Annotated in this window: 16 protein-coding genes and 1 rRNA gene; 13 read left to right on the forward strand and 4 right to left on the reverse strand. The window is 37.6% G+C overall.

Features of this window, described 5'->3' with window-relative positions; all coding sequences use genetic code 11:
• Nucleotides 1–96, forward strand: a 5S ribosomal RNA gene (gene rrf / locus G4D61_RS08220); the annotation flags it as partial.
• 85 nt (nucleotides 97–181) lie between these two features.
• On the opposite strand, the gene G4D61_RS08225 is transcribed toward rrf, so the two are convergent.
• Nucleotides 182–1,276: a CdaR family transcriptional regulator gene (locus G4D61_RS08225; RefSeq protein WP_025730840.1), complete on the reverse strand. Its 1,095-nt coding sequence runs from the start codon at nucleotides 1,274–1,276 to the stop codon at nucleotides 182–184.
• A gap of 140 nt (nucleotides 1,277–1,416) precedes the next feature.
• On the opposite strand from G4D61_RS08225, the gene G4D61_RS08230 reads away from it, so the two are divergent.
• The 7 genes from G4D61_RS08230 to larC2 all read left to right on the forward strand — a co-directional run bounded on the left by G4D61_RS08230 (nucleotide 1,417) and on the right by larC2 (nucleotide 8,146).
• Nucleotides 1,417–2,571, forward strand: coding sequence for a glycerate kinase (locus tag G4D61_RS08230; protein ID WP_163173689.1), 1,155 nt, complete (start codon nucleotides 1,417–1,419; stop codon nucleotides 2,569–2,571).
• A 159-nt stretch (nucleotides 2,572–2,730) separates the two neighbouring features.
• The gene (locus G4D61_RS08235; protein WP_025730844.1) at nucleotides 2,731–3,723 is read left to right on the forward strand and encodes a 2-keto-3-deoxygluconate permease; all 993 of its coding nucleotides are present in this window, start codon (nucleotides 2,731–2,733) and stop codon (nucleotides 3,721–3,723) included.
• A gap of 101 nt (nucleotides 3,724–3,824) precedes the next feature.
• Nucleotides 3,825–5,087, forward strand: a complete 1,263-nt coding sequence (gene larA, locus G4D61_RS08240) for a nickel-dependent lactate racemase (protein WP_025730846.1) — start codon at nucleotides 3,825–3,827, stop codon at nucleotides 5,085–5,087.
• A gap of 76 nt (nucleotides 5,088–5,163) precedes the next feature.
• Complete coding sequence (gene larB / locus G4D61_RS08245) at nucleotides 5,164–5,946, forward strand: nickel pincer cofactor biosynthesis protein LarB (RefSeq protein WP_035349033.1); 783 nt, start codon at nucleotides 5,164–5,166, stop codon at nucleotides 5,944–5,946.
• Between the two features lie 74 nt (nucleotides 5,947–6,020).
• Nucleotides 6,021–6,821, forward strand: a complete 801-nt coding sequence (gene larE, locus G4D61_RS08250; protein ID WP_035355151.1) for an ATP-dependent sacrificial sulfur transferase LarE — start codon at nucleotides 6,021–6,023, stop codon at nucleotides 6,819–6,821.
• Nucleotides 6,822–6,840: 19 nt separating this feature from the next.
• Entirely contained in the window at nucleotides 6,841–7,665 is an 825-nt protein-coding gene (gene larC / locus G4D61_RS18335) for a nickel pincer cofactor biosynthesis protein LarC (protein WP_268978352.1), read from the forward strand.
• 19 nt (nucleotides 7,666–7,684) lie between these two features.
• Nucleotides 7,685–8,146 (forward strand): nickel pincer cofactor biosynthesis protein LarC2, encoded by a 462-nt coding sequence (gene larC2 / locus G4D61_RS18340; protein WP_035349038.1) that lies wholly within the window; start codon nucleotides 7,685–7,687, stop codon nucleotides 8,144–8,146.
• A 93-nt stretch (nucleotides 8,147–8,239) separates the two neighbouring features.
• Here the strand turns inward: larC2 and G4D61_RS08265 are convergent, their stop codons facing one another.
• A complete protein-coding gene (locus G4D61_RS08265) occupies nucleotides 8,240–8,776 on the reverse strand; it encodes a YceI family protein (RefSeq protein WP_025730855.1) in 537 nt (178 codons plus the stop codon).
• Nucleotides 8,777–9,049: 273 nt separating this feature from the next.
• Nucleotides 9,050–10,159 carry an NADH-dependent flavin oxidoreductase gene (locus G4D61_RS08270; protein WP_025730857.1) on the reverse strand — a complete coding sequence of 370 codons (1,110 nt, stop codon included), beginning with the start codon at nucleotides 10,157–10,159 and terminating at the stop codon, nucleotides 9,050–9,052.
• 135 nt (nucleotides 10,160–10,294) lie between these two features.
• Between G4D61_RS08270 and G4D61_RS08275 the strand changes: the two genes are divergently transcribed.
• From G4D61_RS08275 to lacD, 5 genes are all read left to right on the forward strand, one after another.
• Nucleotides 10,295–10,741, forward strand: coding sequence for a hypothetical protein (locus tag G4D61_RS08275; RefSeq protein ID WP_025730859.1), 447 nt, complete (start codon nucleotides 10,295–10,297; stop codon nucleotides 10,739–10,741).
• Between the two features lie 167 nt (nucleotides 10,742–10,908).
• Nucleotides 10,909–11,841, forward strand: a complete 933-nt coding sequence (gene pfkB / locus G4D61_RS08280; protein WP_025730861.1) for a 1-phosphofructokinase — start codon at nucleotides 10,909–10,911, stop codon at nucleotides 11,839–11,841.
• Between the two features lies 1 nt (nucleotide 11,842).
• Nucleotides 11,843–13,276 (forward strand): PTS fructose transporter subunit IIC, encoded by a 1,434-nt coding sequence (locus G4D61_RS08285; RefSeq protein WP_025730862.1) that lies wholly within the window; start codon nucleotides 11,843–11,845, stop codon nucleotides 13,274–13,276.
• 20 nt (nucleotides 13,277–13,296) lie between these two features.
• Nucleotides 13,297–13,752, forward strand: coding sequence for a PTS sugar transporter subunit IIA (locus G4D61_RS08290; protein ID WP_081750067.1), 456 nt, complete (start codon nucleotides 13,297–13,299; stop codon nucleotides 13,750–13,752).
• Between the two features lie 15 nt (nucleotides 13,753–13,767).
• On the forward strand, nucleotides 13,768–14,754 hold the full coding sequence (gene lacD, locus G4D61_RS08295; RefSeq protein ID WP_163173691.1) for a tagatose-bisphosphate aldolase: 987 nt from the start codon (nucleotides 13,768–13,770) through the stop codon (nucleotides 14,752–14,754).
• 50 nt (nucleotides 14,755–14,804) lie between these two features.
• Here the strand turns inward: lacD and G4D61_RS08300 are convergent, their stop codons facing one another.
• On the reverse strand, nucleotides 14,805–15,590 hold the full coding sequence (locus G4D61_RS08300) for a MurR/RpiR family transcriptional regulator (RefSeq protein WP_025730867.1): 786 nt from the start codon (nucleotides 15,588–15,590) through the stop codon (nucleotides 14,805–14,807).
• Nucleotides 15,591–15,825: the final 235 nt, after the last annotated feature.

The raw sequence follows: 15,825 nt of genomic DNA on the forward strand, positions 1-15,825 counted from the left end.
GGTCACACCCGTTCCCATCCCGAACACGGAAGTTAAGCTTCTCAGCGCCGATGGTAGTTGGGGGTTTCCCCCTGTGAGAGTAGGACGTTGCCGGGCAAAGGTAAAAAGACAGAAATGAATGTTTCTGTCTTTTTTGCTTTATAAATAAAGATAATCAGAAAAAGATAGGTTCCTTTCTGATTTAGTCGTTTTTAACTCTTTTCGCTGCCCATATTGCAATTTGCAATGTTAAAGCATCTCTAAACAATTTTGGATCATATCCTGTTTCTTCTTGTATTTTATTCAATCTGTAGATCAGTGTATTTCTATGAATGAAAAGTGCATCGGCTGTACGTTGGATATTTAAATTATGGTCAAAAAAGGTTTCCAGTGTTTCTGAATACTTTTCCAATGTCTTATTTATAATTCGTTTTGCAAATTTCTCTGCTTCGACATGTTCTGTTTTATAAATAAGTGCTTTTGCTTCCAATTTGGAATAAGGGATTATTTCAACTTTATGATCTGTAATATTCAGCGCAAGCTCACAGTCAAAATAGGATTCGGAAAATTTGTTTAATGTGTTAAATAGAGTGCTAAAAGAAAGACGAAAAGTAACCTTTAGTCGTTTTAATTCCTTGGCAATTCTATTAAAAACGTTTTCAATTTCAAAAGGATCACATTCCGATAATGCTATAAATATTCTCTTTATATTAATAAAACTTATAATCGCAGGTTGTTCTCCAAGGATAAACTCTAAATTTTTAATAAGAGTATTGTTAGGAATCGGCTGTTCAATGATTTGAATGATGCAAGAAACATAAGGTGGGTCAAGTTGCTTTTTTAACAGAGTTAAGCCTAGTTTAATATGATTGTAGGAAGGTTCAGTTTTAAGTAACTCCTCAATAATCATTTCTTTCGTTCTTTGCTTCCATTCCATTTGGGTTATAATAAAGTTCTGTTTAATCATCAATTCTGTAGTCATCTTTACTAAGCCCCCAAAATCCTGAATTTCAGCAGGACTACCCGTGATGCCTATTACCCCTACAATTCTTTCTTGAAAAACGATCGGCAGATTGATCCCAGGTTGTGAGCCTTTCAGTACCTCAGCATTCTCAACTGAAATACTTAAGATTTCCCCGGTTTTTAATACTTTTAATGCACCTTCATGAATATGCCCTATTCTTGAAGCATCACCGGAAGCGATAATTACGCCATGTTCATTCATTATATTAATGTTTCTATTTAAGCGAAGAGAGGTTTCTAAAACAATATTAGCTGCGATTTCGTTCGTGAGCATAGTTCCTCCTTTTTAGTAAGAATAAACAAAATAAACGGAAAAGTTACCCTCTTTTTTATTTATTATAAACGATGTAAAGGAAAAATAGAAAACGTATAATACAGATAAAAGAATAAAAACGCTTTCATTAGGGGGTTATTATGAAGATTGTCATTGCACCTGATTCATTCAAAGGAAGTATGAGCTCGATAGAAGCAGCAAATTCAATTGAAAAAGGAATATTACAGGCTTTTCCACAAGCGGAGACGATTCTCCTACCCGTTGGAGATGGAGGAGAAGGGACATTAGAGACACTTGTAACAGCTACGGGCGGAAAAACAATATCGGTTTATGTTACTGGTCCTTTAGGGGGCTTGATAGAGGCCGAGTACGGTATTTTAGGTGACGGAGAAACATGTGTAATTGAGATGGCAAAGGCTTCTGGACTTGTGCTTGTGCCTTCAGCTCAGTTAAATCCTTTAAAGGCAACAACATATGGAACTGGAGAATTAATTAAAAAGGCTTTGGATGACGGATACAAATCTTTCATTCTAGCCTTAGGAGGCTCTGCTACAAATGATGGTGGGGCAGGTATGTTACAAGCACTTGGTTTAAAAATTTTGGATGAAAATGGTGAGGAAATTGGTTTTGGAGGTGAGCAATTAAGAAGAGTTGCTTCGATAGATCTTTCTTCTTTCGACTCAAGAATTTCACAATGTACATTTCTTATCGCATCAGATGTCCAAAATCCCTTCATAGGTCCGGATGGTGCATCTAGTGTGTTTGGTCCACAAAAGGGTGCATCACCAGAAGATGTAGCATTTCTCGATCATTGCTTATATAACTTTGCAGAAGTAATCGAAAAAGAAACGGGAGTACATCTTCACGATCTTCCAGGAGCCGGAGCAGCAGGTGGGATCGGTGGTGCTTTTCAAGCCTTTTTTCCATCTGAGATGAGACGTGGAATAGATGTCGTGATTGAATATACTAAGCTCAACGAGTTGGTTGAAGGAGCAGATCTCGTGATTACAGGGGAAGGAAAAGTAGACTTTCAAACTGCCTCTGGAAAAACGCCAATGGGTGTCGCTCAGACAGCATTAAAGAAAAATGTACCTACTATTATTATAGCAGGCTCTGTTGGAAAAGGAGTTGAAACTCTTTATCAACATGGGATAGTAAGTGTCCATAGTATTATCAATCGTCCAATGGAATTAAAGGAATGCATGCATAATGCAAAAGAATTAACGGAATTTGCAGCAGAGCAAGTAGTCCGTTCCTTCTTTTATCAAACAAAAATCAATAGCAGGATGGGGTGAAAACATTCTTAGGAGTACACAATCAAATACGGTTCAGTAACAATTATAAGGATTGAGATACTTTATGCTCTATAGGAGTTTTATGCTCAAGCCTATGCCTTTTTAATAAAAGGGTTGTAAGCTAATAAATGAGTTTATTTTAGAGAGGAGTAATTATCTATGAAAATTAAAGCAACTCTTGATAAGATTCCCGGTTCAATGATGCTTTTTCCACTTCTCCTTGGTGCAATTCTAAACACATTATTTCCAGGTACACCGACCTTTTTTGGTTCATTTACCGGTGCGCTTTGGCAAGGGGCTCTTCCGATTTTGGCAGTTTTCTTTTTTTGTATGGGTGCGACTTTAAGCTTTAAATCTACGCCTCATATCCTTAAAAAGGGCGGCGCATTACTCATCGCAAAAATTGCTGTTGCCGCGATTGTTGGTATTATAGTTGCAAAGTTTATCGGTAATGGCATGATTCTTGGCGGGTTGTCTGTTCTGGCTATTGTTGCCGCAATGAATGATACAAATGGCGGTATGTACATGGCTTTAATGGGGCAATTCGGTAAAGCTGAGGATGCAGGGGCGTATTCGATCATGTCACTCGAATCGGGCCCTTTCCTAACTATGGTTTCATTGGGGATTGCAGGCCTCTCCGGTTTTCCTTGGCAAACGATGGTTGGTGCTATTCTTCCTATGGTGCTAGGTATGGTGGTCGGTAACTTAGATAAAGATTGCAGGGAGTTTTTTGGAAAAGCAGCGCCTGTATTAATTCCTTTCTTTGCATTTGGACTTGGAGCAGGACTTGATTTTAAAAAAGTGGCTACTGCTGGTATTACTGGAATTTTGTTAGGAGTGGCGGTTGTAGTCATTACTGGATCTGTATTATTCCTAGTAGACCGTTTAACTGGCGGGAACGGAATTGCTGGATTGGCAGCAGCTACTACTGCTGGTAATGCCGCTGGTGTCCCTGCCGCAGTAGCCGCTGCAAATCCTGCGTACAAAGCTGTAGCCGGTCCGGCGACAATTATGGTTGCTGCAAGTATAATTGTAAGCGCTATCCTTTGTCCTGTTATCGTTTCGTGGTATGCAAATAGACTTAAGAAAAAAGAGAAGTTGAAGCTGCAAGAGCAAAGTGGAATGAATAGTATTCCGACAAACGACATATAAAATAGAGTTAGCTTTACTAAATTGATAGCTATTATTCTATTAAATTTATATTTTTTTACGAGAATATAACACTATTATTTTTAAAAAAAGAGAGTGATTACATGAAGACAAAACTTTTATACGGTAAAGCTGGCCTTGAGATTGAATTGCCTGACCAAGCATTTATTGTGGAGCCTAAAAATTTGCCGGCACTTGTAGACGAACGGGAGGCTATAAGAAAAGCACTAAGAAATCCGATTGGAGCCCCTCCATTAAAGGAAATGGTTAAGGCGACAGATAAGGTTGCAATTGTAATAAGTGATATTACAAGACCGACTCCGAATCACATTCTTGTTCCTCTATTAATTGATGAACTAAAACATGTGCCTTTAGAAAATTTTGTTGTGATAAATGGTACAGGGACTCATCGTGACCAAACAAAAGAAGAGTTTGTACAAATGCTTGGAGAATGGGTAGTAAATCATATTCGGATTATAAATAATAATTGTCATGATAAAGATACATTATCCAATGTCGGTCACAGTCGATTTGGCTGTGATGTCTACTTAAATAAAGAGTATGTAAATGCAGACTTTCGAATTGTAACAGGGTTTATTGAACCGCATTTTTTTGCTGGATTCTCAGGAGGGCCTAAAGGGATTATGCCGGGAATAGCAGGGATTGAAACGATTATGACATTTCATAATGCAAGAATGATTGGTGATCCACTTTCAACATGGGGAAATATGACGAATAATCCTGTACAGGATATGACACGGGAAGTGAATGGCCTTTGTAAACCACATTTTATGTTGAATGTTACGTTGAACAAAGAAAAAGAAATTACATCCGTTTTTGCTGGCGAACTTTATGAGACACATGATAAAGGATGTTCGTTTGTTAAAGAGCATGCGATGATCCGTTGCGAAAATCGCTTCGATGTAGTGATTACTTCAAATTCCGGTTATCCGCTTGATCAGAATCTTTACCAGGCAGTTAAAGGAATGAGTGCTGCACAGAAAATTGTTAAAAAAGGGGGAGCGATTATCGTTGCTTCTGAGTGCTCTGACGGATTACCAAGCCATGGGAATTACTCGAAAATTTTTGAATTGGCCGAGAGTCCTCAAGCATTGCTTGATTTAATAAATAATCCCGAATTTAAGATGTTTGATCAATGGCAAGTGCAAAAGCAGGCGGTTATTCAAGTATGGGCAGATGTTTATGTTTATTCAAAACTTACTGATGAACAAGTATCAGGGGCTATGCTCAAGCCAACGCATAATATTGAACAAACTCTTCAGGAACTGAAGGAAATTTACGGAGAAAATATGACAATTGCTGTTTTACCCCTTGGGCCGCTTACCATACCATACGTTGAAGAATAATTGACGCAATGAACACATTCTTAATTTTAATTTAAAAATTTATCAATGGAGACTAACGTTTAATAGAGGTGAAATCGTGACATTACATGAATTAACAATCAGAGATATACTACAAAAGGTTAAAGAAGGTGCAATAGATCTGCAACAAGCAGAGGAGATGATGAAGTCATACGAAGATCATGGCTTCTTTAAATTAGATACTCATCGAGAAAAACGCCAAGGATTCCCAGAGATCATCTATGGTGAAGGGAAAACCTCGGAACAAATTATTGAAATCGTTCGGGTTATGATAGAAAAAAATCAAAGGACATTAGTTACACGCGTCTCAGAAGAAAAGGGGAAAGTAATCAAGGAAGCTTTACCGGAAACCTCTTATAATGAAATAGCCAGAACAATCTGCTGGCTCAATCCGAATGAAGAACGTTTTCTTTATAACGGTTATACAAATGTTGTTTCAGCCGGGACTTCTGATTTGCCTATTGCAATGGAGGCAGCAACTACATTAGAGGTAATGGGTTGCCGCGTAGAATTAATAACAGATGTTGGCGTAGCAGGTATCCATAGATTATTTGACAAGCTTCCAAAAATTCGCAGCGGTTTAGTAACTGTAGTAGTTGCCGGAATGGAAGGCGCTCTTCCAAGCGTCATTGGTGGACTAGTTTCGCATCCAATCATTGCAGTTCCTACAAGTGTTGGCTATGGTACAAATTTTAATGGTTTAGCTGCACTATTATCAATGCTTAATGCCTGCTCATCAGGAATAAGCGTTGTTAATATAGACAATGGATTTGGGGCTGGGTATAATGCCGCACTTATTCATAAGCTTGCTCAAGGTGAGAAAGTAAAATTGTTATCATAACAAAGACTAACGTCATTGAGTGATAAGGAGATTGCATAAAGGTGGTCGTCAAAGTTCATAAAGGAGGATTTTTTATGATTGATGAAAAATACCAGAAACTCATTCATATTCTTGAAGAAATGAAAAATGTCATCGTAGCATTCTCTGGCGGAGTGGATAGTACCTTTTTGTTAAAGGTTGCTGTTGATGTTTTAGGTTCGGAAAACGTTTTGGCCGTGACAGCTGATTCTGAGACTTATCCTTCTAGTGAATTGAAAGCGGCTAAACAACTAGCTTCGTGGATAGGTGCTCAGCATCAAGTTATCGAAACATCTGAGCTTTCTATTCCCGGTTATGCAGAGAATGATAGGAACCGCTGCTATTTTTGCAAAGCAAGTCTTTTTGAAGAGTTGATTCCAATTATGGAGGCTAAAGGATTTAAAAATGTTGTTTACGGCTTGATTGCAGATGATATGAGCGAACATCGGCCTGGTGTAAGAGCAGCGAAGGAAAAGGGAGTACGTGGACCGCTTCAGGAAGCTGAGTTATATAAGGAAGAAATACGTGAACTATCGAAATCTATGAATCTCAGTACATGGAACAAGCCTTCGTTTGCCTGTCTTTCATCGCGAATTGCATACGGTGAGCGAATTACGGCTGAAAAGCTAACAAAGGTTGATAAATCAGAAGCGTACATTAAATCTTTCGGTATTAGGCAAGTAAGAGTCCGTACACATGGGGATATTGCGCGAATTGAGGTTGAACCTCAGGATATGGCGAAAATGTTGATCTATAACAGCGAGATTGTAAATGCTCTTAAGAAATTTGGCTATCAATATATTTCACTTGATTTAGCCGGTTATAAAAGCGGCAGTATGAATCAAGTTTTAGTGTAACAGTGGAGTGGTCTTTTCAATGAATAAAGAAAGATGGGTGTTTAATATGAAAGTATTATATTTTGATTGTTTTTCAGGGATTAGCGGTGATATGACTGTTGGCGCTCTTATGGATTTGGGGGTTGATCCAAAAATGATTGAGCAGGAACTTCGTAAGCTAAATCTTGAAGATGAATATGAACTTAAATGGGAAAAGACTATAAAAAAAGGAATATCAGCAACGAAGATGAAGGTTATTTTAAAATCTCAGCAGGAAGCTGAGGCACATCATCATGAATATGAGCACCATTATCACCATCATGTTGACAATCACAGTCACCACCATCGTCATTATGATACGATTGTCCAACTTATTCAAGACGCCGAATTAAATGAATCGGTGAAACAGCTATCATTAAATATTTTTGAAAGAATAGGAAAGGCTGAAGGGAACATACATAACTTGCCCCTTGAAAAGGTACATTTCCACGAAGTTGGAGCAATTGATTCAATTGTAGATATTGTTGCAACTGCAGTTGCAATAGACCAGTTACAACCAGATAAAATTGTATCGTCACCTGTCCCAACTGGCTCTGGAAAAATAAGAATTGATCATGGCATTTATCCTGTACCGGCACCTGCTACGTTAGAGATTTTAAAGAATATCCCATTACAGAAATGCGAAATACCTTTTGAATTAACAACACCAACTGGGGCAGGGATTATTGCAGCTTTATCCCAAGAATTTGGAACAATCCCATCTATGCAAGTTAGTCAAATCGGTTATGGTGCAGGAACAAAGGATTTTTCAGACCGACCGAATGTTTTAAGGGTATTTTTAGGTGAGATGAACAGCAGTAAATGACATGAAAGGGGCGAAGAAATTGGCTGGCTTTTCTCATAGGTATGAACATACTGACGACGATATGGTAAAGATTGAAGTGAATTTAGATGATACGCTGGGAGAATGGCTAGGCTACATCATGGATGAGCTGCTTAATTTAGGAGCAAATGATGTTTACTATACACCTATTTATATGAAGAAAAACAGACCTGCCATATTACTAAGTGTAATATGCACAAATGAACGGCTCAATGATATCCAGTCTTACATTTTTCGAGAAACAACTACATTGGGAATCCGCTACTTTCCTTTATCTGTACATAGATTAGAAAGACGTTTTTATTCGCTTCAGACTGAACTAGGTGAAATTTCAATAAAAGAAGGACTGCACAATGGCAAAGTTGTTCAAGTGGCTCCAGAGTATGAAGACTGCAAAAAGATCGCCGTGGAGCATAACATTCCGTTAAAAGAAGTCTATCAAAAAGTCTGGAATCATTTATAACAGGGGAGATTGAAAAGGAATTGATTGCTTTTCTTTATCATTATGAAAGAAAGCTGCCGGGAGATTGGCGCTCCTGACAGCTTTTTATGTTTATTACTCAGCTTTAGATGCTTCAATTTCAACAGTGAATTTAATATCATCGCCAACAAGTACGCCGCCAGTTTCAAGTGCAGCATTCCAAGTTAGACCGTAGTCACTGCGTTTTACTTTACCTTCAGCACTGAATCCAGCAGTTTCTGCACCGGACATTGGATTTTTAGAAAGTCCTTCAAATGTTAATTTGAAAGTTTCTGGCTTTGTAACACCATGAATTGTTACATCTCCAGTTACATCGTATTCATTATCATCTTTTTTAACAATTTGTTTAGAAACGAATGTAATTGTTGGATAAGTCTCTACGTCGAAGAAATCAGCTGAACGTAAATGATTGTCACGATCGGCATTACGAGTATTAATACTGCTCGCATCAATTGAAAAAGAAATTGTTGCATTCGTTAAATCTTGTGGATCTCCTTCTAAGTTTGCTTCAAATTTGTCAAAAGATCCTTTTACTTTAGAGATCATCATATGTTTTACTGTAAAATCAATTCCACTGTGTAAGTAATCTACTGCCCATTTTGAGTTTGCCATGAAAAATTCCTCCTCGAATTTGATAGTTCAATATTTATTTTGATGAGGTCGATATAACCTCGCATAAAACAAGCTTGATACGCAATAACATAACATCATGCAATTTATATTCTGTTGCTAAGTAATTAAGTAACAAAAAACCAATTAATTACTTTTCGTAACTTAGTTTACTATCGTAATCTGTTTTTGTCAAGCAAATTGAGGTAACTTTTTATGAGCAAACACTTTAAACAAATAAAGCCTTAAAGGGGACAAACCCCTTTAAGGCTTTCATCAATTAAATGGGAACCATCCTGGTGCGTTTACAATCGCCTGCCATAATTGTGCTGGAATGACTAGACGCTCTTGGTCGTCCTTTTTCAAAGCAGTTTGGATTGTGGCTTCCTCACCGGCTTTAATTTTTTCAACCCAATGTGGTTCGATAATTAATTCGCGTCCAAGCGCAATTAAAGGAATATTTGTTTCTTTCGCTTTTATTGCATCTTCAGCAGTATAAATCGAACCGACTCCTATAACTGGTACTTTGTCGCCAATTCGTTCTTGGATAATTTCAATTCTAGAACGGGTATCAGTAGTACCGCGGCGTGGTTTTGACCAGAACTCTTGTAAAGAAATGTGAATATAGTCAAGATCTTTTTCAACTAAGGCATCGAGTAATGTAAAAGTTTCTTTCATTGTAATGCCTGGTTCATGTGGCTCCTCAGGAGAAAGGCGATAGCCGATTAAGAATGGTTCTTTCGCATGAGCGGAAACAGCATTTTTCACCTCATCGACAATTGCCATTGGAAAGGATAAGCGTTTTTCTAAACTGCCGCCCCATTTATCATTACGGCGATTTGAAAACGGAGAGAAAAATTGCTGAAGTAAGTATCCATTAGCGCCGTGGATTTCTACACCGTCAAAACCTGCTTCGATTGCCCGGCGAGTTGCCTCTCCAAATGCACGGATAATTTCCGCGACTTCTTCTTCTTTAAGAGCGCGTGCCTGAACACCTTGACTTGATTCAACGTCACTTGCGCTAACAACATCGCCATTAGGCACTAATTCAGGCGGGCATTCCCGGCCACCATGATGAATTTGCAATACAGCTTTTGCGCCATTTTTTTTGATCGTTTCGGCTAACGTACGGAGGCCAGTGATCATTTCATCACGATCTACTGCTGGTTGACCTGGAAAAGCTTTTCCATTTGCAGTCACGTTTGCACAAGCAGTAATGATCAATCCTGGGCCATTCGCGCGCTCACTGTAATATTTTAATTCGGCATCAGAAATAGAACCGTCATCATTTGAAGCAAAATGTGTCATTGGTGCCATCACGATGCGATTTTCAATTTCAATGCCACTTTTAAAATTGAAAGATTGGAACAATGCATCATATTTCATTTTGTTAAACCTCCTTTGTCATTACTTTTATTATTATCCAATAGAACACAAAAATGTGGAAATAAAATGCACTATGAACATACACTCGTCATACAATAAACAAAACATATTTTGAAGAATAGGGAGTCGTGAAAAATGAATGATTTCCTTCTATTCACACGCGCTATTTCGAAGAGGGTAGCAGTGTTAGCAATGTTTTCAGCACTTTGCTTATTTTTTTCGAAACTATGGTTATATGCGTTGATTGCCGTTATTATTGCAGTAATCTCAATCATTTGTGATAAAATTATAAAAAAACGGATCGTTGCTTCAAGGAAATATACGTTAATAGTTGTCATTGGGGAAGAGGAAGAAACCATTCCTTTAGTAGATATAAGCAAAATTGCATTAGAACTCCAATATATGGAAAGAGATATCCAAAGAATGAACTCAACCATTTGCTTTAACGCACTTCCAGGCTTTATTTTAATAGAATCCGATGAAACGAAATCGATCAAAAAAAGACTGGAACGACCACTTTTCTATACAAGTAATTACGCAGAACTACTTCGGTTTATAAGGGAAAAAGAAAAACGTGTTTAAAGAACACTTAACCCTACATATCATGTCAGATAGAGCAGACGTGATTGAAGGGATTAAGTGTTTTTATTTTACACTATTAAATTAGGTTTTCTGTTTTTGAAAACATTTACATAATTGTTATGTCATACTTTAGTTATCAAGTAAATGCAAAGAAGGAAGGTGAATAAATGATTTATACATGTACATTAAATCCGGCAATTGACTTATTTGTAGAACTTGAAAATTTTCAGCCATATGTTGTTAATCGTTCGATTACAGAAGATTACCAAGCAAATGGGAAGGCAATTAACATTTCATTTATTTTAAAAAAGATGGGCATTGGAAATACAGCGATGGGTTTCTTAGGTGGCTTTACTGGACAGTTTATTGAAGAGGTATTACAGAAAAAAGGAATTCATACTGATTTCGTGAGAATTGAAGGTACAACACGAATTAATACATTTGTAAGATCAAGAGATAAAGAATATAAAATTGTCAATCGTGGACCTAACATTACAAGGATTGAAGAGACATTGATGATTGAAAAAATCAATCAACTTACCGCTGGAGATATATTATTTGTTTCAGGCAGCCTGCCACGGGGAGTTAGTGATGATATTTTAATAGAAATTTCTCGAATTGCGCGTGAAAAGCAACTTCGGCTTATTTTAGATGTTAGTTCAACTAAATTACTAGATTGTTTAGCTTATAGACCTTATTTGATTAAGCCGAATGAAGAAGAGCTTAGTGCGATGTTCGGAAAACGTCTACTCACACGTGAAGAGGTAATAGAAGCTGCCCATCAATTAATGGAAAGAGGTGTTCAAAATATTCTCGTATCTCTAGGTGAAAAAGGAGCTCTCTTTGTTAATAAAGATAAAGTAATAATGACAACAGCACCAAAAGGGAAAGTAGTAAATACAGCGTGTGCTGGAGACTCAATGCTAGCAGCCTTTGTGGGATCGATTTTATTGGAGAAAAGTATCGAAGAATCTTTAGCATTTTCGACTGCAGTTGGTTCATCCACAGCATTTTCGATGGGATTAAGCAACTTATTAGATGTGCCTGAGTTAGTAAAGCAAGTACAATTACAAGAATTAGAATATAAAGGAGGTAACTAAAATGGTGTTGAAAATTGTCGCAGCTACAGGTTGTCCTACAGGAATTGCACATACGTTCATGGCACAGGAAGCATTAGAACAGGCGGCTAAAAAACATGGGGTAGAAATTAAAGTAGAGACTCATGGCCAAGTAGGGATTGAAAATCAATTGAGCCCTGAAGAAATAGCCTCCGCAGATGGTGTTATTATTGCTGCGGATAAAGATGTACAGGCAGAGCGTTTTGCTGGAAAAAGATTGGTCAACGTATCTGTCAGTAAGGCAATAAAGGATCCAGATGGGTTGATTTTGCAAATTATAAATGGAGAAGCCCCTATTTATAAAGAAAAAACGAGTGCCATTAATGAAAAAATGATTACGAAAAACACAAGTACAAGAAGCGGGGACTCAATTGGCCATACCATTTATAAACATTTAATGAATGGTGTTTCGCATATGCTTCCGTTTGTAGTAGCAGGTGGTGTATTAACAGCCATTTCATTTTTGTTCGGTATTTACTCATTTGATCCTAAAAGCTCCCAATATAATGAATTTGCTGCAACATTAAAGACAATAGGTGGCATGGGAATGAATTTAATGGTACCAGTTCTTTGCGCCTACATTGCTGAATCAATCGCAAAGCGGCCAGGTCTTGTCATTGGCTTTGTGGCTGGGATGATTGCCTACACTAACGGAACTGGTTTTCTCGGCGGAATTGTTGGGGGTTTTCTAGCAGGCTATATTATGCTTGGTCTCGCTTGGGCATTTAAAAAATTACCGAAAGCATTTGACGGTTTAAAGGCGATTTTTCTTTATCCTGTTATCGGACTTTTTATTGTCGGATTACTGATGTGGGTTTTATCTAGTCCAATGGAAGCGATTAATAAAAGTTTAATGTCTTTTCTATCAGGATTTCAACATTCAAATCCAATCCTACTTGGCATTATTATCGGCTGTATGTGTGCATTTGATATGGGAGGTCCTGTGAACAAAGCAGCATATGTAACAGGAACGATGCTTTTAGGGCAAGGCAATTATTATTTTATGGCAGGCGTCTCTGCGGCATGTATCACTCCGCCATTAATTACTGGTTTTGCCGCGATTCTTTTCCATAAATATTTCGACCAAGGTGAACGCAATGCAGCATATGTTAATTTCATTTTAGGCTCGACGCATATTACGGAGGGGGCAATTCCTTTTGCAGCCAAAAGTCCGTTAACGACTATCCCAATTTTAATGATTGGTTCATCTATTTCTGCAGTTCTAACATATTTATTTAAAGTACAAGTGCCGGCACCACATGGAGGTTTTTTAGTACTACCAGTTGTTACCCATGGATTACTTTGGGTTGTTGCGATTCTAATAGGTTCCATTGTGGGTGGTGTACTATATGGATTCTCAAGAAAACGTACTGTGAAGACGACTAGACGTGATGCAGATATTTCTTCAGTAGCTTAGTAAAAGGAGTGAAGTTTGAAATGATGAAATTATTATCAATAAACAATATTCACTGTAATATATCAGCAAATACAAAGGAAGATGTGTTTCAAATCATCGCAAAGATCGCAGTAGAAAATGGCTATGCTATTAGTGCAGATAAAGTCGTTAAAGGTTTATTAGAACGTGAAGCGGAAAGTACAACTGGATTTTTAGAAGGATTTGCCATCCCTCATACGAAAAATGAGACCATTCAGCATCCTGGGATTATTGTTCAAACAATGGAAAAGGGAGTGGAGTGGGAATCTTTAGACAGTCTGCCAGCTCGTTTTATTATTGCTTTATTAATACCTGACAACGAAGCGGGAACAGCCCATTTAAAATATTTATCAACAATCGCTAAAATGCTGATGCATAAGGAAGTTAGGGATCAACTAATTCAGGCAGAAAAGGAACAACAAATTTACGATATATTACTCGAATATTTAAATGATTGAGGGGAGCGGGGGAAATTGAAACAATTAACAGAAGGTAAAAAATCGGGATTGGATAAGCTGGCAGATAAAGACGGTATTATTGGAGCTTTAGCAATCGATCAACGCGGCTCATTAAGGAACATGATATCAAAGGATGGAGGGGCAGATAAAGCAACAATTGAGCAGTTTAAAAAGATGGTATCACGAGAATTGACACCTTATGCATCTTCTATTTTATTAGATCCAGAGTTTGGGTGGCCAGCTGCAGAAGTTCGTGCCCATAATGCAGGATTATTAATGGCATATGAAAAAACTGGTTATGATGCAAATGAGGGAGGCAGATTGCCAGATTTGCTTCCGCTTTGGTCAGTCAAGCGTTTAAAAGCAAAAGGAGCAGATGGAATCAAAGTTCTACTGTATTATGACATAGATGAACCAACTGTCATAAACAATCAGAAACATGCATTTATTGAACGCATTGGTGATGAGTGCAAAGCAGAAGATATCCCCTTTTTCTTAGAAATTGTCACATATGATGCAAATATAGCTGATGTGAAAAGTGAAGAGTATGCCAAAGTGAAACCGCATAAAGTAATTGGGGCAATGAAGGAATTTTCACAGGAAGCATATGCAGTTGATGTTTTAAAAGTAGAGGTTCCAGTCAACATGGCATATGTAGAGGGCTTTGGTGAAAAAGTAATTTATACAAGATTAGAAGCGGCAAACTACTTCAAGCAACAAACAGAGTCAACGGATCTCCCGTTTATTTTTCTAAGTGCAGGTGTCTCTGCAGATTTATTCCGACGCACATTATATTTTGCAAAAGATTCGGGTTCACGCTTTAATGGAGTATTATGCGGCAGAGCAACATGGAAAGATGGTGCTGCAAAGTTTGCTGAAGCAGGAAAAGATGCTGCTGAAAAATGGTTAAGGGATGAGGGCAGAGACAATATCGAATCTTTAAATGCGATATTAAAAGTTTGTGCTACCCCATGGCAAAAAGCTGGGAAGATCACTAAATAATTCGAAAAATTCAAAAATCCTTCGTTGCTATTTAAAGATAACGGAGGATTTTATTTTGTTTTAGAAGTACGTATTGCATAAGCATCAAGTAAAATCCGTGAAATTACTTGCAATGGTAAACGAGAGCGTACCTCATATTCTGGAAAGTATGAATTAGAACTTTTATATCCTACGAACAGCATTTCGGAAAGCTTTGATAATGGAGAATCGAAACTTGCTGTAATGGTAATGGTGCTAATGTTACGCATTTTTAAATTTGTACAAGCTTCGACCAACTCTTCCGTTTTCCCGTTTAGTGATACAAATAAAGCAACTTCATGATCATGCAAACGTTTTGAAATCAAGCGAATAATATTTGGATCATTATGCATTTCACAGTTTTTTTCAAGCAATTGAAACTTAATGGCCATTTCACTTGCAATCATCTCTGAAAAACCGCGTGCAAAAATGTACAGCTTTTTAGCACTTCGAATTTTTTGAATGGCATCTTCGATTGTTCCGCTGTTTAGCATTTTAATCGTATTAATCACTTCAGTTTCATTTTTAAGAATAGCCTGCTTAATTTCCTGATCAACTTGACTCACAATCTCAAATTGAGCAGCATCCGCTAAATTATTTTTAAGCTCCTGCTTAAATGAAGTAAACCCTTCATGGCCTATTTTTTTCATTGTTCTTACGATTGTAGCTGTAGAGACATTTGCCATTTCGCTTAACTTAACAATAGATAAGGAAGGAATAATATCAATGTTGTGGTAGATATAATCCAATAAATACCGTTCAGCCATACTAAGAGACTGATATGCTTCACTCGAAATATTTAAATATGGTTCTGCCATGGAAATATCATCCCCTTCCTCCTCGATTATATAACACCTTTCCCCCCTTTTAAAGGTGCCTGACCCCTTTTGTGCTTTAATAGACAAAAGGGGTCGGCCTTATTGACTTGCTATTTCCTTTTTTGGTATAGTATTTTTATTAAACAGTATAGTATGTAACGATGAAGGATGAATAGTAGCTGAGTTGCCCTCTTTGGAAGCGAGTCGGGGATGGTGTGAGCCCGTACAAGAGTAT

It is taken from the genome of Heyndrickxia ginsengihumi, from assembly GCF_011008565.1.
GTDB classification, from domain to species: domain Bacteria; phylum Bacillota; class Bacilli; order Bacillales; family Bacillaceae_C; genus Weizmannia; species Weizmannia ginsengihumi.